20 protein-coding genes are annotated in these 18,419 nt (G+C 69.4%); 12 read left to right on the top strand and 8 right to left on the bottom strand.

Going from position 1 to position 18,419, the window contains the following annotated elements:
- Together CTB96_RS08530 and CTB96_RS08535 are read left to right on the top strand one after the other, a co-directional pair.
- Complete coding sequence (locus tag CTB96_RS08530; protein ID WP_110126502.1) at positions 1–1,188, top strand: acyltransferase family protein; 1,188 nt, start codon at positions 1–3, stop codon at positions 1,186–1,188.
- A gap of 26 nt (positions 1,189–1,214) precedes the next feature.
- Positions 1,215–1,700, top strand: a complete 486-nt coding sequence (locus CTB96_RS08535) for an aminoacyl-tRNA deacylase (RefSeq protein WP_110126503.1) — start codon at positions 1,215–1,217, stop codon at positions 1,698–1,700.
- An 18-nt stretch (positions 1,701–1,718) separates the two neighbouring features.
- On the opposite strand, the gene CTB96_RS08540 is transcribed toward CTB96_RS08535, so the two are convergent.
- From CTB96_RS08540 to CTB96_RS08565, 6 genes are all read right to left on the bottom strand, one after another.
- On the bottom strand, positions 1,719–2,810 hold the full coding sequence (locus CTB96_RS08540; RefSeq protein WP_110126504.1) for an ABC transporter ATP-binding protein: 1,092 nt from the start codon (positions 2,808–2,810) through the stop codon (positions 1,719–1,721).
- Between the two features lie 15 nt (positions 2,811–2,825).
- Positions 2,826–4,532 carry an ABC transporter permease gene (locus CTB96_RS08545; RefSeq protein ID WP_110126505.1) on the bottom strand — a complete coding sequence of 569 codons (1,707 nt, stop codon included), beginning with the start codon at positions 4,530–4,532 and terminating at the stop codon, positions 2,826–2,828.
- Positions 4,516–5,556: an ABC transporter substrate-binding protein gene (locus tag CTB96_RS08550; protein WP_110126506.1), complete on the bottom strand. Its 1,041-nt coding sequence runs from the start codon at positions 5,554–5,556 to the stop codon at positions 4,516–4,518. The genes CTB96_RS08545 and CTB96_RS08550 overlap by 17 nt, the downstream gene beginning before the upstream one ends.
- A gap of 8 nt (positions 5,557–5,564) precedes the next feature.
- The gene (locus tag CTB96_RS08555; RefSeq protein WP_110126507.1) at positions 5,565–6,371 is read right to left on the bottom strand and encodes a metallophosphoesterase; all 807 of its coding nucleotides are present in this window, start codon (positions 6,369–6,371) and stop codon (positions 5,565–5,567) included.
- Positions 6,364–7,053 carry a tyrosine-protein phosphatase gene (locus CTB96_RS08560; RefSeq protein ID WP_248283287.1) on the bottom strand — a complete coding sequence of 230 codons (690 nt, stop codon included), beginning with the start codon at positions 7,051–7,053 and terminating at the stop codon, positions 6,364–6,366. The genes CTB96_RS08555 and CTB96_RS08560 overlap by 8 nt, the downstream gene beginning before the upstream one ends.
- Positions 7,054–7,188: 135 nt before the next feature.
- Positions 7,189–8,055 (bottom strand): MurR/RpiR family transcriptional regulator, encoded by an 867-nt coding sequence (locus tag CTB96_RS08565; RefSeq protein WP_110126509.1) that lies wholly within the window; start codon positions 8,053–8,055, stop codon positions 7,189–7,191.
- Between the two features lie 105 nt (positions 8,056–8,160).
- Between CTB96_RS08565 and CTB96_RS08570 the strand changes: the two genes are divergently transcribed.
- Entirely contained in the window at positions 8,161–8,937 is a 777-nt protein-coding gene (locus tag CTB96_RS08570; protein ID WP_110126510.1) for an SGNH/GDSL hydrolase family protein, read from the top strand.
- A gap of 15 nt (positions 8,938–8,952) precedes the next feature.
- Here CTB96_RS08570 and CTB96_RS08575 read toward each other — a convergent pair whose 3' ends face one another.
- Positions 8,953–9,165 (bottom strand): hypothetical protein, encoded by a 213-nt coding sequence (locus tag CTB96_RS08575; protein ID WP_110126511.1) that lies wholly within the window; start codon positions 9,163–9,165, stop codon positions 8,953–8,955.
- A gap of 69 nt (positions 9,166–9,234) precedes the next feature.
- Positions 9,235–9,417, bottom strand: a complete 183-nt coding sequence (locus CTB96_RS08580) for a multidrug transporter (RefSeq protein WP_110126634.1) — start codon at positions 9,415–9,417, stop codon at positions 9,235–9,237.
- A 60-nt stretch (positions 9,418–9,477) separates the two neighbouring features.
- On the opposite strand from CTB96_RS08580, the gene CTB96_RS08585 reads away from it, so the two are divergent.
- The 9 genes from CTB96_RS08585 (at position 9,478) to CTB96_RS08625 (ending at position 18,418) form a co-directional block, all read left to right on the top strand.
- Positions 9,478–10,464, top strand: a complete 987-nt coding sequence (locus tag CTB96_RS08585) for a Gfo/Idh/MocA family protein (protein WP_110126512.1) — start codon at positions 9,478–9,480, stop codon at positions 10,462–10,464.
- Positions 10,465–10,900: 436 nt separating this feature from the next.
- Entirely contained in the window at positions 10,901–12,442 is a 1,542-nt protein-coding gene (dacB, locus tag CTB96_RS08590; protein WP_248283288.1) for a D-alanyl-D-alanine carboxypeptidase/D-alanyl-D-alanine endopeptidase, read from the top strand.
- 23 nt (positions 12,443–12,465) lie between these two features.
- Complete coding sequence (locus CTB96_RS08595) at positions 12,466–13,062, top strand: isochorismatase family protein (RefSeq protein WP_110126514.1); 597 nt, start codon at positions 12,466–12,468, stop codon at positions 13,060–13,062.
- 105 nt (positions 13,063–13,167) lie between these two features.
- Positions 13,168–13,998, top strand: a complete 831-nt coding sequence (locus CTB96_RS08600) for a DUF4397 domain-containing protein (protein WP_110126515.1) — start codon at positions 13,168–13,170, stop codon at positions 13,996–13,998.
- A 55-nt stretch (positions 13,999–14,053) separates the two neighbouring features.
- Entirely contained in the window at positions 14,054–14,782 is a 729-nt protein-coding gene (locus CTB96_RS08605; RefSeq protein ID WP_146215776.1) for a class F sortase, read from the top strand.
- Positions 14,783–14,917: 135 nt separating this feature from the next.
- Complete coding sequence (locus CTB96_RS08610) at positions 14,918–15,490, top strand: RNA polymerase sigma factor (RefSeq protein WP_248283289.1); 573 nt, start codon at positions 14,918–14,920, stop codon at positions 15,488–15,490.
- Positions 15,477–16,253: an anti-sigma factor gene (locus tag CTB96_RS08615; protein WP_110126518.1), complete on the top strand. Its 777-nt coding sequence runs from the start codon at positions 15,477–15,479 to the stop codon at positions 16,251–16,253. The genes CTB96_RS08610 and CTB96_RS08615 overlap by 14 nt, the downstream gene beginning before the upstream one ends.
- Before the next feature lie 159 nt (positions 16,254–16,412).
- Positions 16,413–16,883 (top strand): hypothetical protein, encoded by a 471-nt coding sequence (locus CTB96_RS08620; protein WP_110126519.1) that lies wholly within the window; start codon positions 16,413–16,415, stop codon positions 16,881–16,883.
- Positions 16,884–16,942: 59 nt separating this feature from the next.
- Positions 16,943–18,418 (top strand): NAD-dependent succinate-semialdehyde dehydrogenase, encoded by a 1,476-nt coding sequence (locus CTB96_RS08625; RefSeq protein WP_110126520.1) that lies wholly within the window; start codon positions 16,943–16,945, stop codon positions 18,416–18,418.
- Position 18,419: the final 1 nt, after the last annotated feature.

An 18,419-nucleotide genomic window follows, 5' to 3' on the forward strand; every position in this document is an offset into this window, starting at 1 on the left:
ATGGGGAACAACGCGGGGAATACTCGACCAGAATTTCCGTATTTGGACGGGCTCAGGGGATCCGCGGCAATCGCGGTGGTCCTCTATCATGCCTTCCTGTTCACGGGGCTCTCCAACGAGTCCACCACGGAACTACCAGTCATCGACCTGGTTGTCGGTTGGGGCTACCTCGGGGTGCCGGTTTTCATAGTGCTCTCTGGCTATGTGCTCATGCTTCCGACGCTGTCCAATGGATACAAGTTGCGCGGCGGCATGGGACGCTATCTGAAGCGGCGTGCGCGGCGGGTCATTCCGCCCTACTATGCTGCTCTCATAATTAGCGTTCTCCTGATTCTCTTTGTTCCCGTGATGCAGCAGCAATCGGGGACCCAATGGGACACCAAACTGCCGATGACTGTGCCCAGCGTGGTGAGTCATTTCCTGCTGATCCATGATTTTTCACCGGACTGGATCGGCGCTATCAATGGGCCCCTCTGGAGCGTCGCGGTTGAGGCGCAGATCTACATCCTGTTCCCACTCGTGCTGCTGCCGCTGTGGCGCATGTTAGGACCCCGGTGGGTCGTCGCGGGCGCCGTGGTTGTCTCGCTCTCCCCAGTCTTCACAGGAATCGGCGTTTGGGCCCACCCGTGGCTGGTGGGCATCTTTGCTCTAGGGATGTGGTCGGCGCAGGTCACCATGAGTCCGAAAAGGAACAGATGGGTCGGTCCGCTGTTCGTTCTGTTCGGTGCGCTGACCATGGTCGCGATCGTGGCGACGAAGGCGTTTGACATTCGCTCATTGGGCCTGATCGAGATTTGCGCGGGTGGGGTCGTGGCAGCCGGCTTGGCCTGGGCAGGACAAAGGGTTGTGGCTGGTTCAACGCCCTGGATTGTCAGGCCGTTTCAGACCCGCCCGATGATTCGACTCGGTCTGTTTTCTTACAGCGTGTATCTGTTGCATAGTCCGCTCCTTGCGTTGGCAAACCTGCTCTTACTGCCGATGGAACTGCCGATCGGGGCGCACTGGGCGATCATGACGTTCGCGATCGCCCCGGTCGTCGTGGCCATTTGTTACGGGTTCTTCCTCCTCGTCGAAAAGAACTTTCTCAATTCCCGTCAACGTCAAGCCACGCTCGAGTTGGAGGAGCACACAACGGCGGACGCTGAATCGGGAGATCCTTCGGTGCGTGCCGAATCAAACTCGCGCTGACATCCACTGCCGTGGTGAAATCAGTTATGGCTGAGAGCGGACGCGGACGAGTAATGACGGACGCGGCGGCGCGCGGGCTCGACATCGAGATCGTGGAACGACCTGCGGCGGACAGCTTGGAGAGCGCGGCGCGGCTACTGGGCCTTGAGCCTGCCGGCATTGTGAAGTCTCTGGTGGTCAGGCGGCACGACGGCGATTACATCTTCGTGTTGGTGCCAGGCGACCGGCAGATCAGCTGGGCGAAGCTGCGCGCGCTGGTGGGGGTCAACAAACTGTCGCTGCCGCACGAAGACCTCGCCCTGGTCGCCACCGGCTACGCCCGCGGCACGATCACACCGCTGGGCAGCACGACTGCCTGGCCGGTGTACGCCGACGAACGGATGCGCGGCACCCGGGTGGCGATGGGGGCGGGGGAGCATGGCTACTCGGCGTTCGTGGATGCGGATGCGCTGATTGAGGCCTATGGGGCGACGGTCGCGGACATTACTGATGCGCTGAAGCCGCGGTCGTAAGACCGGTGCTCATGCACGTCACCGGGTCTCGACAAGCTCGACCAGCGCACGGGCGGCGTCGTAGAACATCGCCCGGCGGATGCCGACCACAACGGTTTCACCCACCAGGTAGCGGCGGCCGGGTACCCGGCAGCGCACGCTGATGCCCTGCCAGGTGACGACGATATCGTTGCTGGCGCGGCCGTAGAGCGAGGACGCCACCACGGCATCCGTCGGGGCGCCCGTGCCCGGCTCAAGGGTGATGTCTTCGGGCAGCACGGCGATCATGCCGGCGCCTGAGAGCGCATCGGCGCCCGAGCCGACATCGAGCAGGTGAGCGGGCACGGCGCAGGGATGGTCCGTGGCGACGAAGCCGTTTCGGTCGCGGTCGCCGGGGAAGATCGTGGCATCGCTGAGGAACCGGGCCACCTCCGCGGTGACCGGCCGGGTGACCAGCTCCACCGGGCTGCCGACCTGCTGGATGCGGCCGCCGTCGAGCACCACCACCCGGTCGGCCAGGGCGAGGGCCTCTTCGCGGTCGTGGGTGACGTGCACCACCGTGAGGCCGATCGAGCGGGTGAGCGACTGCAACTCGAGCCGCAGACTGTCGCGCAGCGGTTCGTCCAGCGCGGAGAGGGCCTCGTCGAGCAGCAGCACACGAGGGCGGCCCACGATCGCCCGGGCCAGCGCCACCCGCTGCCGCTGGCCGCCGGAGAGAGTGGCCGGGTTGCGCTGCTCGAAACCGGTCAGGCCCACCAGCTGCATGACCTCAGCGACCCGCTGAGTCCGTTCGGCGCGGGGGACCCTGGCCAGCACGAGCGGGTAGGCGATGTTGCGCTCGACGCTCCAGTGCGGCCACACCGCGTGCTGCTGGAAGACCATGCCGAGGCCGCGCTTTTCTGGCGCGACCAGGGTGGAACGGTCGGCGACGAGCGTGTCGTCGAGCCGGATCGAACCGGCGGTGGGGGTGAGGAACCCCGCGATGGCGCGCAGCAGGGTGGTCTTGCCTGAGCCGGACGGCCCGACCAGGGCCACGAACTCGCCGTCGGCGATGGCGAGGTTGATGTTCTCGAGGCCGACGGTGCCGTCGGGGTAGACGAGGCCGACATCCGTGAGTGTGACTGAAGACATGGAGGTCCTTTGCAGTTAGCGGGCCCGGCGGGCGGCGAGGCCGAGGCCGGCCAACCCGACGAGAGTGATGATGAGGGAGAGCGCCGACGCGGCGTTGTACGCGCCGGCCTGCTGCAGGCTGAAGATGTTCACGCCCAACGTTTGTGCGCCCGGCGCGAGCAGCAGCACCGAGATGGTGAGTTCCCGCACCGCCGTGAGCACCACCAGGATGCTGCCGGCGATCGCCGCCGGCACCGCCATGCGCCAGGAGATGTCGAACAGGGCCCGCAACCGGGTGGCTCCGGAAATACGCGCGGCCTCCTCCGCGGTCATCGGGGTGGCCTTCAGCGGCGCGCTCACCGACTGCACCACGATCGCGATGAACGCCATCACGTAGGCGCAGAGGATCAGCCACGGGGTGTTGAACAGGCCGATCCGCGGGGCGATGATGAGCCAGCCGACGGCGATGACAAGCCCGGGAATGGCCTGTGGCAGCATCGCGAGGGTCTTCAGCGCCGTGTTCGACCGGGCCCGGGTGCGAGTGACGACGGTGCCGATGGCCAACCCGAGCACGCCACAGATCAGCCCGGCCAGCACCGACAGCATGACCGAGTTCATGGCGCCGGTGAGGGTGGACGGGGCGCTGGTGGCCCGCACGATGTTGTCGAGGGTGAGGTTCTGCCAGGTGAGTGGCACCCCGGGCGCGGGCAACAGGGCTTGGCTGAGCAGCGCGCAGAGCGGCAACAGGGTGATCACCAACACCCCCAGCCAGGTGGCCATGGTCAATGGAAGCCGGGCCACGCCGAGTGGGAGCAACTGCACGGCCGACGATGAGGCGTCCAGTTCGAACCGGGAGCGGGAGACGAGCACGTCGATCACCATCGCGGCCGCGGCGATCAGCAACAGCACCACGCCGATGGTGGAGATCACCTCGAGCGGCGATTCCACCGTGCCGGATTGGATGTAGCGGTAGATCAGGGTGGACAGGGTGACGTATCGCTCGGGCAGCCCGATGATCGACGGGATGCCGAAGTCAGCCAGGTTGCCCACCGCCACCAGGGTGAACGCTGAGAGCATCGCGGGGCGGAGCAGCGGCAGGGTGATGGTGCGGACCGCCCGCACCGCGGACGCTCCGGAGATGCGGGCGGCCTGCTCGAGGTCGGTGGGGATGCGCCGGAGGGCTGCCGACACGATGATGTAGACCACCGGGTAGGAGTGGATGGCGAGCAGGAAGACCACGCCGTCGCCGCCGTAGATGTTCCACAACGGCCCGCCGAACCAGGTCGTCCAGGCCACATTGGCCGGGCCGGTGGGGCCGGCGATGCTGATCCACGCGATCGCGCCGACGAACGGCGGCACCAGCAGCGGGGTGAGCGCGAACAGGCGCAGCGCCTTGCGGCCGCGAAGGTCGGTGCGGTCCAGCAGGAGGGCGAGCGCGGTGCCGGCGGCCACGGCGAGAGTGGCGGAGAGCACCGCGGAGACCATACTGTTCAGGCCGGCCTGGAGCACGTCGCCCTCCAGTAGCAGGGGCAGGTGGTTGGCGGAGAAGGCGAGCACCACGATGGCGCCGAGCGGCAAGAGCACCACGGCGGCGCATACCAGCCAGAGGGCGAGGCGGAGCAGGTCGATGCCGGCGCCGGTGCGGGCATCCGTTCGCGGGCGGACGGATGGCTGAGGAAAGCGGGAACGGGCCCGGTCGAGAACGACCGGGCCCGCACCTGACGCTTTACTGGAAGAGCTCATTGAACCGCGCGACAGCCGCGGCCTTGGTGTCGGCGATCACGTCGAGGTCGGGGGTGAGGATCTCGATGTCATCCATGGCCGGGGCGCCGTCGGGAGTGCCGACGTCGTTGCGCACCGGCAGGTAGGACTGCTCCACGGCCAGCTCCTGGCCCGCGGCGCTGACGAGGTAGTCCACGAACGCCTCAGACGCGGCCTCCTCGTCGGTGCTGGCGAAGATGCCCACCGGCTGGGAGACGTAGGGCACACCCTCGGTGGGGTAGGCCACGTCGATGGGGGAGCCGGCGGCCTTGAGCTCACGCACCAGGTAGTCCACCACCACGCCGACGGGCTGGGTGCCCGCGGCGACGGCCTGCGAGACCGGTCCGTTGCTGTCAGCGATGACCGGCTTGTTCTTGGCCAGGTCCACGAGCCACTCGTCGCCGAGGTCGGCGTTGTCGAGCCAGACCGCGGCGTTGTAGGCGGCCGCACCGGAGACATCCGGGTTGGGCATGGTGATCTGGCCGGCGTAGGCCGGGTCGGTGAGGTCGGCCCAGGAGGTGGGCGGGGTGTCGATCACGCCGGTGTTGTAAGCGATGACGGTGGGGATGATGCGGGTGCCCACGTAGAAACCGTCGGGGTCGACGACGTCCTGGTTGAGCGACTCGACGTCGGCGGGCGTGTATGCCAGCAGCAGGTCGTCGGCCTTGTAGCCCTCGAAGGTGGCGGAGTCGGCGGCCAGGAGGATGTCTGCCTGCACGTCGCCGGTGGTGCGTTCGGCTTCGATACGGGCGGTGAGGTCGCCGGTGCCGGCGCGGAAGACCTCGACGGTGACGTCGGGCTGAGTCTCGTTGAACGCCGCCACGATGGCGTCGATCTTCTCCTGCGGTTCGGAGGTGTAAACGGTGATGGTCGCCGGTTCCAGCGCGGCGGCCGCGGAGGCCTCCGGGGTGTTTTCGGCGGTGGCTGCGGGGGTGGAGCAGCCGGCCAGGGTGAGGCCGAGAACCACGAGAGTGGCGACGCCGGCGACCTTGGGTGTGCGTGACATTGGATTCCTTATCGAGTGGGTGTGCTGGAGAGGGCGGACACGGGAGTGGAGAAGAGCGGATGCGCGGCCTGCAGGCTCACGGGGGCGGAGCTGACCTGGTCGGCGGTGAGCTGCACGAGGGAGAACATGGCCAGGTCGTGGCCACTGACCGCGGCCGGGCCGGCGTTCATCACCTGGTGGTACGCCAACGACGGGCCCACCGAGACGGGCAGGCCCGCGAAGAGGGAGGTCATCGGGTGGTGATAATGCCCGGCCAGGATGAGGCGGGTGTCTGAGCCGTGCAGGGCCTGGGCGAGCAGCTGCGGGTCGCGCAGGCCGATCTTCGACAGGGTGGGCAGCGGGGACGGCGCCGGGGAGTGGTGCAGCGCGACGACGGTGCCCATCCCGAACGGTTCGGCCACCGTGGCGCTGAGCCAATCGAGCTGCTCAGCCTCGAGCGCGCCGGTGCGAGAATCCAGCAGCACGAGCCGGATCGGCCCGACGGTGACGACCCGGTAGTGCCCATCATGGTGCCCGGTGAGGGCGCGGGCCGGCTCGTCGGCGTCGTGGTTGCCGAGCACGGTGAACACCGGCGCACCCACCATCTCGCCGAGCCGACGCAGGGCCGCGTCGACCTTGGCGTATGCGGCCCAGTGGCCACGCTGCACCAGGTCGCCGGTGACGACGACGGCTTCGGGAGTGACGCCGGCCGCGACGACGTACTCGCCCACCTCGGTGAGCCGGGCCAGGCCGTCGACCTGGCCGTAGAGCAGCTCGCCGGCGGTGGCGTGCACGTCGCTGAGATGCAGGATGGTGAACTTCGACGCGTCACGCATGGGCCACCGCCGCCAGGTTCTCGCGCAGCGCCGTCAACTGACCGGTGGTGAGACCGTGCCGGCGAAGGTAGACCACCGGCCCGCCGAGCGCGGCGAGAGTGGCGAGGGCGTGCCGCATCGCCTCCGGCGGGCTGTCCAGGTGCAGGCGCAGGGAACGGGTGCGGGCATCCGCGGTGAGGTTGAGGCCGTGCAGTGCGCTTTCGGCGTGGGCGGTGCGATATGGGCGCACGACCGCGCCGGAGCGGGCGTAGTCAGCCACGATGTCGGCGTCGCTGTGGCCGGCGGCGGCCAGGGCGAGCGCCACCACCAGGCCGGTGCGATCCTTGCCCGCGGTGCAATGCACGAGCGCCGGGCCGGGCGCGTCGGCTATTGCGGCGACGGCCTCTGTCAGTTCGGCACCGCGTTCGCGCAGTAAGAAGTCGTAGACCGACTCGAGGTCGCCGGTTTGTGGTGGGCCGTCCGGCAGGCGGTACAGCGGAACGGCGGTGACCGGGCGGCCGTGGCGGGGCATGCCGCGCTCGCCGGGTTCGCGCAGGTCGATGACCAGCTGGATGCCCAGCGTGGCCAGCTGGTCGGCGCCGGCCGGACTGACCTCGTCGAGAGTGGCCGAACGGGCGAGCCCGCCCTCGCGGCCGCCGCTCCAGCGAGCGTTGTAGCTGCCCGCGATATCAATTCCAGCCATGACCGGCCCTTCCATTTCTTCGTTTCATAACTGATGAAACGTCGTTACAGAAAGAGAATGCTGGGGGCAGGTGAACGGTCGGTTGACGGCGAGCGACGGCGACGTCAACATCGGGCGACGCCGCCCGGTCGAGGATTATTCGTCGCTGATGAGGGCCTCGGCCACCACCTCGCGCATGGACGCGGTGGCACCGGCGGTGCTGCGCTCGGCCAGGGCGGTGTGCAGGGTGTGCAGCACCAGGAGGTGGCTGAGCCGGCTGAGGTACGGGTCCACGTCGTGCGCCCGGGTGACCGGGCCGGTGACGAGGCTGATGTCGGCGAGCTGGGTGAGCGGCGTGTGGGTGAAGCTGGTGATCGCAATCACGGTGGCTCCGCCCTCGCTCGCGGCCCGGCAGGCGCGCAGAGTGTGCGTGTTGGCGCCGGAGTAGCTCACCGTGAGGCAGGTGTCGCCCGGCTGGAGCGACCGGGCGGCGAACTGCTGGCCGAGCACGTCGCCGGGCGCTTCGACCGGCCGGCCGAGGGTGGCGAACCGCATCGCGGCATCCTGCAGCGGTGGCCCGGAGAACCCGCTGCCGACGAGCACCAGCCGGCGGGCGCCGGCCAGGGCGGCCACGGCCGCGTCGACGGCGGCCAGGTCCACGCTGGCCCGGCCCAAGCTGATCGCGTCGGCCGCGTCGGAGAACACCCGGGTGAGCGGATGCGTGTCGCCGGCGCTGATGATGTCGCTGGGTACGGCCCGAGCGATTTCGAGCCGCAGGTGCTGGAAGCCGCGGAAGCCGAGGTTCTGGCAGGCGCGCACCACTGTGGCGGTGGACGTCTCGGCCGCGGCGGCCAGCTCCGCCGTGGACCACTCGGTGACGGAGCCCGGGCGGGTGAGAATGACCTGGCCGACCCGGCGTTCGCTCGGGCCGAGCTGGGGCAGCGCGGCGCGCACCCGCATGAGCACGTTGTTGTCGGGCAGCACAGCGCTGCCCGGACTCTCAACGGCATTGATGTCGGCCATGCGTGCTCCAGTGATCGGTGTGAGCCGAATCATAGTGAAGCCGGGCAAACGATGCGGCATGGATCACCATCTCACCCGACCGGTGCCGACTCTTAGGCTGGGGTCATGACTGAGACCACCACGCCGAGCACTGCACCGCACCGCCGCTGGCCGCTCCTGGTGCTGGGCGGGGTGGTGCTGCTGGCGATCGGCGTCGCGGTCGTCGCGGCAACGCTCGGTGGCCGGGGCCCGACCGCTTCCCAGCCCGCCCCGTCGGATCCTTCAGCACCGGCCACAGTCTCGTCAACAGCGCCGACCTCGGCCGATCCGCTCCCGGTGGCGGTCTTCCTCGGCGACTCGTATACCCAGGGGTTCCCGCCGGTGCCGGCGGAGCAGCGCTGGTCGACCCTCGTTGCCGCTGACGCCGGCTGGACCGAGGTGAATCAAGGACTGGGCGGAACGGGTTTCGTCACCACCTCAGTCATGAGTGCGTGCGGCCTCGAATACTGCCCCACTTACGTGGAGCGCGTGCCCGGCGTGATCGCCGCGGCCCCCGACGTGGTGCTCATCGCCGGCGGCCAGAACGACCGGGCGGCGCTCGCGGCCGATCCCGACCGGGTGCGGGCGGCCGTCGACGCGACCTACGACCAGATCCGGCAGGGCCTGCCGAACGCGCGCATCATCGCCGTCGGACCGTCCACCGCGGAGCCGGCCACCGATCTCATCGTGGAGCTGGATGCCTGGGTGCAGGCTGCGGCGGCCCGCGTCGGCGCGGACTACGTCAGCCTGATCGACCCGGTGGTGATCGAGGAGGACATGATCGGACCCGACCGGGTGCACGTGAACGAGGCGGGCTACCGGGCGATCGCGGACCGCGTGCTCACCGTGGCACTGGCTGACTGAGCGATTCCGGAGGCGTTACCGCGGCAGCCGACGGTCCTTGACCAGCAGCACCACGAAGACGTAGACGCCCACCAGCTGCCACAGCGACCGGCAGAGCAGGTCGGCGGGGGAGTTGCGGAAGGAGAAGTCCGGCGGATCGAGGCGGGTCGGGCGCGGCGGTGACACCGGGCTGGGCACAACCGTGCGGGGCGGGCTGATGCGCTGGTGGAGAAGCTGATTCTCGCTCACGGGAGCCAGCGTAGGCGGATGGGGTGACCATCCGGCGAACGCCCGGTGACGGTCGTCTGACCGGGCTGCCTACTCGGTGGTGCGCGGTTCCGGCTTGCCCGGGCGCACCGCTGCGGTGTCGGCCACGTCGATGCGCTTCACGCCGTCGGCCTCCTCTTCGATGGTGATCCGCGGGGCGGCATCGCCCTCGTCGGCCTTCGGAGCGGTGGTGAGCTGGTCGTGGCGCTTTTCGTCGAACGTCTTTTCAGTCATGACCGGCACAATAACACGCCGTTCTGGTGACCGGCCGGAAGATTTCGCTAGGCTCGCACCATGACTGATGCACTCCGCTGGGGAATCCTGGCCACGGGCGGAATCGCCCACGCTTTCACCGGCGACCTGGTGAAGAACGGCTTCACCGTGCAGGCCGTCGGCAGCCGTAGCCAGGCGTCGGCGGATGCGTTCGCCGCCGAATTCGGCATCCCCACGGCGCACCCGAGCTACGAAGACCTCGTGGCCGACCCCGAGGTCGACATCATCTACGTGTCCACCCCGCACCCCTTTCACGCCGCCAACGCCGCGCTGGCGCTGAACGCCGGCAAGCACGTGCTGGTGGAGAAGCCGATCACCGTGAACGCCGCCGAAGCGCGCACCCTGGTGGCGCTCGCCGAGAGCAAGAACCTGCTGCTGCTCGAGGCCATGTGGACCCGGTTCCTGCCGCACATGGCGCGCATCCGCGATCTCATCGCCGAGGGCGCGCTGGGCGAGGTGCACAGCCTGATCGCCGATCACACCCAGGATCTGCCCGACGACCCGAACCACCGCATCAACGCGCTGGCCCTCGGCGGCGGCGCCCTGCTCGACCTCGGCATCTACCCGGTGTCGTTCGCGTCGGCCCTGTTCGGCCGGCCCGAGACGATCCTGGCTTCGGCCACGTTCAAGGACACGGGGGCGGATGCCCAGGTCGCCACGATCTTCCGCTACCCGGGCGGCCAGATCGCGTCGCTGCTCAGCGCGAGTGACACCAAGGGACCCAACACGGCCAACATCCTCGGCACCGATGGCCGGATCGACATCGACGAGGTCTGGTACTCGCCCACCTCGTTCCGGGTCTACGACAGCGCCAACGAGGTTGTCGAGTCCTACGAGACGCCCGCCTTCGTCGGCCGCGGCATGCACTTCCAGGCCCTCGAAGCCCAACGCCTCGTGGCCGCCGGCCTGATCACCAGCGACCTGCTCACCGTGACCGAGTCGGTGCAGATCATGGAGACCCTCGACGCCATCCGCGCCCAGATCGGACTGGTCTACCCCGAGGATTAGGCCGGCCCCGGGCAGAGGCATCCCGCGGCACGTGTTTCGCGTCGCGGCACGTGTAAAGCGCCGCGGCCCGCGGTAGAACACGTGCGGCCGGGACGAACGCGTGCCGCGACGGTCAACCCGTGCCCCGGTGACCCGCTTCCACGGCTTTCGTGGCGCACGATGTTTGTCGTGGCGCAGGATCCTTCTCGTGGCGCACGATAACGACCACATTTCGCTGCGCCACGAGCAATTTCCTGCGCCACGAGCAGTTTCCTGCGCCACGAGTGTTGACCGCGCGGCGTGAGGCGACGACAGCACAAGCGGCCTGCTTTCAGCTGGGGCGTTTGCCGTCCTGGCGCCCTTCGTCGTCAACTGAAGACCTATCACCCCAGCGGATGCGCGCTCCCCACGCCGCCACTCTGACCGGGCTCCCACCCTCGCTCGCTAAAATGCGTTGGTGGATACACCAGAACGGCCCGTACCCGACCCGGTCGACCCTGCCGAGGCGGGCACCCCGGGCAATCCGGGCACGCCGACCAACCCGGGCACGCCGGCGCTGGGATCGGCCGCATCCGCTGCATCCGTGCCGCCCGACCGCCCCGCCGCCGCGCGCCGGCTGCGCCTGATCATTGCCGCGGCCGTGGCGTTCGTGCTGCTCGGCAGTGGTGCCGTCTGGGCCGGGGCGGCCACCGGCGGACTCGATCCGAAGCCGGTCGCCGCCGTGCCCAGCGAGACCGAAACCCCGATGCCGACGCCGACCCCGACGACGCCCGAGCTACGGCCGGCGCCGGCCGTCGCCACGGTCGCGAGCCCTCTGCGCACCTGCTCGGTTGCTGACCTGGCCGCGGATTCACGGCTGGGCGACTTCCAGGCCCAGGTCGTGAACGCCGACACCGGCGAAATCCTCTTCGACCGGGGCGGCACCACGGCGTCCCGGGCCGCCAGCGTCATGAAGGTGCTCACCTCGGCGGCGGCGCTGAGCGTGCTCGGCCCCGACTACCGCGCCACCACAACCGTCGTCGCCGGCTCCGAACCCGGCCAGGTGGTTCTCGTCGGCGGCGGAGATCTCACCCTGTCGAGCACGCCCACCGGCGACGACTCCTTCTATGGCGGGGCCGCGCACCTCGACGCGCTCGCCGAGCAGGCCCGCACCGCCATGGGCAACACCGCCATCACCTCGGTCGTGCTGGACTCCTCGTACTTCGGTGATCCGGGCTGGGAGCCCAGCTGGGACCGCAAGGAGCAGACCGACGGCTACATGCCCCTGATCACCGCCCTGCAGGTGGACGGCGACCGCGACAACCCGTACAACAGCACCTCCGCGCGCAGCGACGACCCGGTTGCCCGGGCCGGCGCGGCCTTCGCCGACGAACTCGGCGGCGACGTGAGCGTGACCGTGGGCACCGCGCCCGAGGGCGCCGAACAGTTGGCTTCGGTCGAGTCCCAGCCGGTCTCGATCCTGATCCAACAGTCCCTCATCGTCTCCGACAACGCCCTCGCCGAGATGCTCGCCCGGCTCGTGGCCGTCAAGAGCGGCACCGGCAACACCTTCGAGGCCATCCAGCCCGCCGTGCTCGCCGGTCTGGAGACGTACGGTATCGACACCACCGGCATCCTCATCACCGACGGCTCCGGGCTTTCCGACAACAACGCCATCCCGCCGGCATACCTCACCCAGTTGTTCCGCCAGATCGACGCCAGGGAGGGCAACCTCGGCGTGATCTTCGACGGTCTGCCGGTCGCCGGCGGCGATTCCGGTTCGCTCTCGTACAGTGACCGGTTCACCGGCGACAATGCGGATGCCGATGGCGCCGTGTTCGCCAAAACCGGCTGGATCGACACCGGCTACACCCTCGCCGGCATCATCAACGCGCAGGACGGCAGCACCCTCACCTTCGCCGTTTACGCGCTCGGTGATGTGGGCGATAATGCGAAGCAAGCGATCGACACCATCACCACGGGGTTCTTCCGCTGCGGGAACAACCTCGCGAACTACTGACCTCGACCCGACAGGAGCTTGCCGTGACCCGCGCACTGGTCATCATCGACGTTCAGAATGACTTCACCGAGGGCGGTGCACTGGCGGTCACCGGCGGTGCGGCGGTGGCCGCGGCGATCAGCGCGTTGCTCGCGGCGCATCCGCACAGCTACGACCACATTTTTGCCTCCCGCGACTGGCACGACGCCGAGGGCGGCAACAACGGCCACTTCGCCGTGAACGACGCACCCGACTTCGTCGACACCTGGCCGGTGCACTGCGTGGCCGAGACCACAGGCGCCGAATACCATCCGGCGCTGTTGCTGCCGGAATCGGCGGTGCACATCCGCAAGGGCCAGGGCCAGCCCGGCTACTCCATCTTCGACGGCATCGACGACGCCGGCGAGAAGTTCGGCGAGCTGCTCATCGCGGCTGGGGTGACGGATGTCGACCTGGTCGGCCTCGCCACCGACTACTGCGTGCGCGCCTCGGGGCTCGACGCGCTCGAGCACGGCCAGCATGTGCGGGTGTTCACCGACCTCGTGGCCGGGGTCGCCGCAGACTCGAGCGACCAGGCGCTGGCCGAACTGGCGCACGCCGGCGCGGTGCTCGCCAGCTCCGAACGGATCGAATCCGCCTGAAACATTTCTTGGCGGGGGTGCATCCGAATCGGCCATCCTCCGGGAAGTAACGGGTAACGGAAACCTTACTGGTTTCCGCTTCCGTTCCACTGACTGGAGGAAACCATGCGCAAGACCCTTGCCGCCGGCGTCGCAGCCGGCGCCCTTGTCGCCCTCGCAGGGCTGGCCCCGGCGTACGCCGCCGAGGGCGACGCCCAGCTCTCGGTGCTGCATGCCGTGCCCGGGCTCACCGTCGACGTGTACGTCAACGGCGACCTCACCCTCGACAACTTCGAGCCCGGCGACCTGGCGGGCCCCCTCGACCTGCCGGCGGGAACCTACACCGTGGCGATCACCGCCGCCGATGCCGCCGACGCGAGCGCCCCGGCCATCGGTCCGGTGGACCTGCCCCTCGAGGCCGGTATGAACTACACCGCCGTGGCCCACCTCGACGCGGCCGGCACCCCGACCGCCACCCTGTTCACAAATGACACCGCCACCCTCGCCGCCGGCGAGGGCCGGCTGACGGTGCGGCACGTGGCCGCGGCCCCGGCGGTGGACGTACTCGCAGGCGGTACTGCCGTGATCACCAACCTGAGCAACCCGAACGAGTCGCTGCTCACCCTGCCGGCCGGCACGGTGTCGGCCTCCGTGGCCGCAACGGGCACCACCGACCCGGTGATCGGCCCGGCGGATGTGACCGTGGCCGAAGGCACGAACACGATCGTCTACGCCTGGGGCAGCCTCACCGACTCCAACCTGGCCCTGGCGATCCAGACCGTGGGCGGCATGCACTCCAACCCGGACGGCATCCCCGCCGGGAACGCCGGCCTGGTCGCCACGAATCAGCCCGGCGACGCATCCGGCTGGTGGTTCGGGGGTGCCGCGCTGATCCTGGTGCTCGGCATCAGCGTCGCCGCGGTCTACGGCACCCGGCGCGCCGAGGCTCGGCACTGAGCGCGGGCCACGGACTCAGGCTGCGGGTCACGGTGTTCCGGTTCGGGTGTTCACCGTGATCCGCTCTGCCCGGGGCGGCACCCGCCGCAACGTCGTCGCCGTCCCGGTCCTCGCGGTCGGACTGCTGGCGGTTCTGCTCAGCGGATGCGCCGGCCCGGCCGCCGGAACCACCGATACTGATCCTGCCGGTGGTTCCGGGGCCGTGGCCGGGGCGACCGCCGCCCCGGACCCCTCCGCTGGTGTTGTGACGCCGACCGAGACACCGGACCCTGCACCGCTCGCCACCGGCAACGTTCCCCGCCAGGCGGCCGCGCTGGACCGGCAGCCGGCGCCGGCCAGCGCCCCGGTGCGGGTGCGGGTCGAGACTCTCGGCATCGACATGCCGATCGAAGCGGTGGGTACGGGGGACAACAGCGCCATGGCGCTGCCCGCGAACCCGGCCGTGGCCGCCTGGTACCGCTACGGCTCCGGGCCCGGCAGCGCCGCCGGCGCCACGGTTGTCGCCGCGCACGTCGACTCCCTGGTCTATGACATCGGCCCGTTCGCCCAGCTGGCCGACGCTCCGGCGGGCACGGAGATCCTGCTCGATACTGCCGACGGGGCCGTGCACCGCTACGCCGTCGCATCCGTCGACGTTGTCGCGAAGCCGGATGTGCCGTGGGGCGCCGTGTTCGACCGCACCGGAGCGGCCCGGCTCACCCTCGTCACCTGCGGCGGTGAATTCGACTACGAGGCCAAGCGCTACCTGTCGAATGTGATCGTGACGGCGGTGCCGGTGCCATGACACCACTCGTGGGGCTGCCGATGCGCGCGGAGCATGGCTATGCTGGCCGCACCCGAACCCCGACCCGCCGAGTGTGCAGGCACTGATATGTATGAGCACAGGCCGGGTCATTCCACACGGAGGCCGCACAACGACGTGACCGCACCCCTTGCCAGCACCCCGGACGAACGCGATCAGGCCCGCCTGGTCGCGGACTTCCGGGCGGGCGATGAGCGGGCCCTCGCCGAGGCGTATGCGCGCTGGTCGTCGCTGGTGTACACGCTGGCGGTGCGCTCGCTGGGTGACACCGGCGAGGCCGAAGATGTCACCCAGAAGGTCTTCATCGCCGCCTGGCAGGGACGCGCCGGGTTCGACGAGAGCCGGGCGGCGCTGCCGGCCTGGATCGTGGGCATTGCCCGGCACACCATCGCCGACGCCCACGAAGCCCGTGCCCGGCGGCGGCGGATCGAACTGGCGGTGGTGGAGGACACCCCGTTGTTCGCGGTCGACGAGTCGGCCGACGTGGCCGAACGGCTGTTGCTCGGCGAGGAACTGAACCGGCTCGACCCCGTGCCACAGCGGGTGATGCGGCTTGCCTTCTACGACGACCTCACCCACGTGCAGATCGCCGATAGCCTCGGATTGCCGCTGGGCACGGTGAAGAGCCATATCCGCCGTAGCCTGACCCGGCTGCGTACCCGATTGGAGGCGAACGATGACGCATCTTGACCGCGACACGCTCGCCCTGGTCGCGCTGGCCGAGCTGGACCTCAGCCCCGCCGAACGTGAACACCTGCAGAGCTGCCCCGCCTGCACGGGCGAGCTCGACGCGCTGCGCCGCACCGTTCTGATCGGCCGCACCGCCGGCAGCGTCGACCTCGTCAAACCGGCGGATGCCGTGTGGGGGCGCATCCACGCCGCCCTCGGCCTCTCCGACGCCGTCGCAGCGCCGCCGCGCCGTGGAGTCGACACTTCCGTCGACGCCGCTGTGGTCGACGAGAGTGCTGCCGGGATGGTGCGGCCGCCGGCATCCGTCGTCGAGCTTCCCAGGCGCCGCCGCTGGCTGCCGGTCGCCGCGGCCGCCTGCCTGGTGGGGGTGCTCGGCGGCATCGGAGCCACGGTCTGGTGGCAAGCGGCGCGGGCACCGGAGCCGCTGCCGGTGATCGCGGAGGCTCAACTCGACGCATTGCCGGGCTGGACCGCCAGCGGGCGCGCCTATCTGGAGGAAGACGCCGACGGCCGCCGGGAGGTGGTGGTCGACGTCGACGGTGGGGCGGATGCCGGCGGGCTGCGCGAGGTCTGGCTGCTCACCGCCGACGCGACCGGCCTGGTCAGCGTGGGGCTGCTCGACGGAGCGACCGGCCGGTTCAGTATCCCGGCCGGGATCGACCTGGCCGAATACCCCGTGGTGGACGTTTCCGCCGAACCCGACGACGGTAACCCGGCGCACTCGGGCGACTCGATCGTGCGCGGCACTCTCTCCGGCCTGTAGCCCTGAGGCCGCCAGCGAGAGGTCAGTTGGGGGCAGTTGCGGCGGGTGGCACTGCCCTCAACTGCCTTCTCGCGGGAGGGTGCTGCTCGAGACTCCAGGCAGCCGCGCACCCCGAGCTGGGGATTGTGACGCGTTCGCCGGAGGAACAGGATGCAAGACATGGCGCACCATCCCGCATCCATCAGCTCCGCCGTGCCCGGTACCGTCCTTCTCCGCCCCCGCCGACTGTGGTGGCTCGCGCTGCTGGTGGTGGGCTGGTTCAACCTTCTCTCGGCCCTCGGAGGCGGCATCGGGTTGATCGCCGCGAACGGCATGGGCATGCCGATGAGCTGGCTCGCCGGCAGCCCGTTCGACTCCTACGTGGGCCCCGGGGTCATTCTGCTGATCGTGGTGGGCGGCACCCAGGCGCTGGCCGTGCTGCTGCAACACCGCCGGCAGCCCTGGTACCCGGCCGCCGCCGCGGTCGCCGGGTTCGGCATGGTGATCTGGATCTACGTGGAACTGATCATCCTGCCCGGCTACTCCTTTCTGCACACCCTGTACTTCGGCACCGGGATGCTGCAACTCATCGTCACCCTGCTGTGCCTGGGCGTGCTCCCGGCCGACCGGGTGGCACGCGCGACACGGTAGCCGGGGCCGGCCCGTGGCACCCGAGTACATTTGAAGTCGACGACTTCATAGGAGGCACAGTGGCCCACGTAACCGAAGCAGAGTTGCTCCAGCACGTTCCGAACGAGCTCTACATCAACGGGGAGTGGGTGCCCGCAATCGACGGGAAGACCCTCACCGTGCACGACCCGGCCACGGGCAAGGTGATCAAGACCATCGCCGACGCCGGTGTCGCCGATGGATTGGCCGCGCTCGACGCCGCCGTAGCCGCGCAGGATGCCTGGGCCGCGACCCCGCCCCGGGTGCGCGGCGAAGTGCTGCGACGCAGCTTCGAACTGCTGCAGGAACGCAAACACGAGTTCGCCCTGCTGATGACGCTGGAGATGGGCAAACCGCTGGCCGAGGCGTATGGCGAAGTCGCCTACGGCGGAGAGTTCCTGCGCTGGTTCAGCGAGGAGGCGGTGCGCATCACGGGCCGCTACGGCACGAACCCGGAGGGCACAGGACGCATGATCGTGTCCCAGCACCCGGTCGGACCGTGCTTGCTGATCACACCGTGGAACTTCCCCCTGGCGATGGCCACCCGCAAGATCGCTCCGGCGCTCGCCGCGGGCTGCACCGTGGTGATCAAGCCCGCCGAGCTCACCCCGCTCACCACCCTCTACCTGGTCAAACTGCTCGAGGAGGGCGGCCTGCCGGCCGGTGTCGTGAATGTGCTCACCACTTCGACCTCGGCGGATGTCTCCGGCCCGATAATCGCCGACAAGCGGCTGCGCAAACTCAGCTTCACCGGCTCCACCGCGGTCGGCCAGAAGCTCATCCAGCAGTCGGCGCAGAACGTGCTGCGCACCTCGATGGAGCTCGGCGGCAACGCCCCGTTCCTGGTGTTCGGCGACGCCGACCTGGACCGTGCCGTGGAGGGCGCCCTGGCCGCCAAGTTCCGCAACGTGGGCCAGGCCTGCACCGCGGCGAACCGGTTCATCGTGCAGGCCTCCGTCGCCGACGAATTCGCCCGCCGGGTCACCGACGCCGTCACCGGTTTCACCGTCGGCCGGGGCACCGAGGCCGGCGTGAAGATCGGACCGCTGATCAACGAGGATGCCGTGGCGAAAGCCGACACCCTGGTGCAGGACGCCCTCGGCCGCGGCGCGACGCTGCTCACCGGCGGGCACGCCGTGGACCGGGTGGGCACCTTTTACGAGCCCACCGTGATCAGCGGAGTTCAGCCGGGCAGCGACATCCTGCGCGAAGAGATCTTCGGACCGGTGCTGTCGATCATCCCCTTCGACGACGAAGAGGATGCGGTGCGCATCGCCAATGACACCGAATTCGGGCTGGTCAGCTACGTGTACACCCAGGACCTCGCCCGCGGGCAGCGCATGATCGAACGGCTGCAGACCGGCATGATGGGGCTGAACATGGGCGTGGTCTCCAACGCGGCCGCCCCGTTCGGCGGCGTCAAGCACTCCGGGCTCGGCCGGGAGGGCGGCACGGAGGGCATCCACGAATACCTCTCCACCAAGTACACCCTCACGCCCGACCCCTTCGCCGCCTAAC

Source organism: Cryobacterium arcticum, from assembly GCF_003185895.1.
GTDB classification, from domain to species: domain Bacteria; phylum Actinomycetota; class Actinomycetes; order Actinomycetales; family Microbacteriaceae; genus Cryobacterium; species Cryobacterium arcticum.

Excerpts from the sequence above, each read along its gene's own strand:
- CTB96_RS08555 (WP_110126507.1), bottom strand. The coding sequence starts at position 6,371 with ATGCGTGACGCGTCGAAGTTCACCATCCTGCATCTCAGCGACGTGCAC.
- CTB96_RS08550 (WP_110126506.1), bottom strand. The coding sequence starts at position 5,556 with ATGTCACGCACACCCAAGGTCGCCGGCGTCGCCACTCTCGTGGTTCTC.
- CTB96_RS08565 (WP_110126509.1), bottom strand. The coding sequence starts at position 8,055 with ATGGCCGACATCAATGCCGTTGAGAGTCCGGGCAGCGCTGTGCTGCCC.
- CTB96_RS08560 (WP_248283287.1), bottom strand. The coding sequence starts at position 7,053 with ATGGCTGGAATTGATATCGCGGGCAGCTACAACGCTCGCTGGAGCGGC.
- CTB96_RS08545 (WP_110126505.1), bottom strand. The coding sequence starts at position 4,532 with ATGAGCTCTTCCAGTAAAGCGTCAGGTGCGGGCCCGGTCGTTCTCGAC.
- CTB96_RS08585 (WP_110126512.1), top strand. The coding sequence starts at position 9,478 with ATGACTGATGCACTCCGCTGGGGAATCCTGGCCACGGGCGGAATCGCC.
- CTB96_RS08535 (WP_110126503.1), top strand. The coding sequence starts at position 1,215 with ATGGCTGAGAGCGGACGCGGACGAGTAATGACGGACGCGGCGGCGCGC.
- CTB96_RS08580 (WP_110126634.1), bottom strand. The coding sequence starts at position 9,417 with ATGACTGAAAAGACGTTCGACGAAAAGCGCCACGACCAGCTCACCACC.
- CTB96_RS08540 (WP_110126504.1), bottom strand. The coding sequence starts at position 2,810 with ATGTCTTCAGTCACACTCACGGATGTCGGCCTCGTCTACCCCGACGGC.
- CTB96_RS08615 (WP_110126518.1), top strand. The coding sequence starts at position 15,477 with ATGACGCATCTTGACCGCGACACGCTCGCCCTGGTCGCGCTGGCCGAG.
- CTB96_RS08530 (WP_110126502.1), top strand. The coding sequence starts at position 1 with ATGGGGAACAACGCGGGGAATACTCGACCAGAATTTCCGTATTTGGAC.
- CTB96_RS08620 (WP_110126519.1), top strand. The coding sequence starts at position 16,413 with ATGGCGCACCATCCCGCATCCATCAGCTCCGCCGTGCCCGGTACCGTC.
- CTB96_RS08600 (WP_110126515.1), top strand. The coding sequence starts at position 13,168 with ATGCGCAAGACCCTTGCCGCCGGCGTCGCAGCCGGCGCCCTTGTCGCC.
- CTB96_RS08570 (WP_110126510.1), top strand. The coding sequence starts at position 8,161 with ATGACTGAGACCACCACGCCGAGCACTGCACCGCACCGCCGCTGGCCG.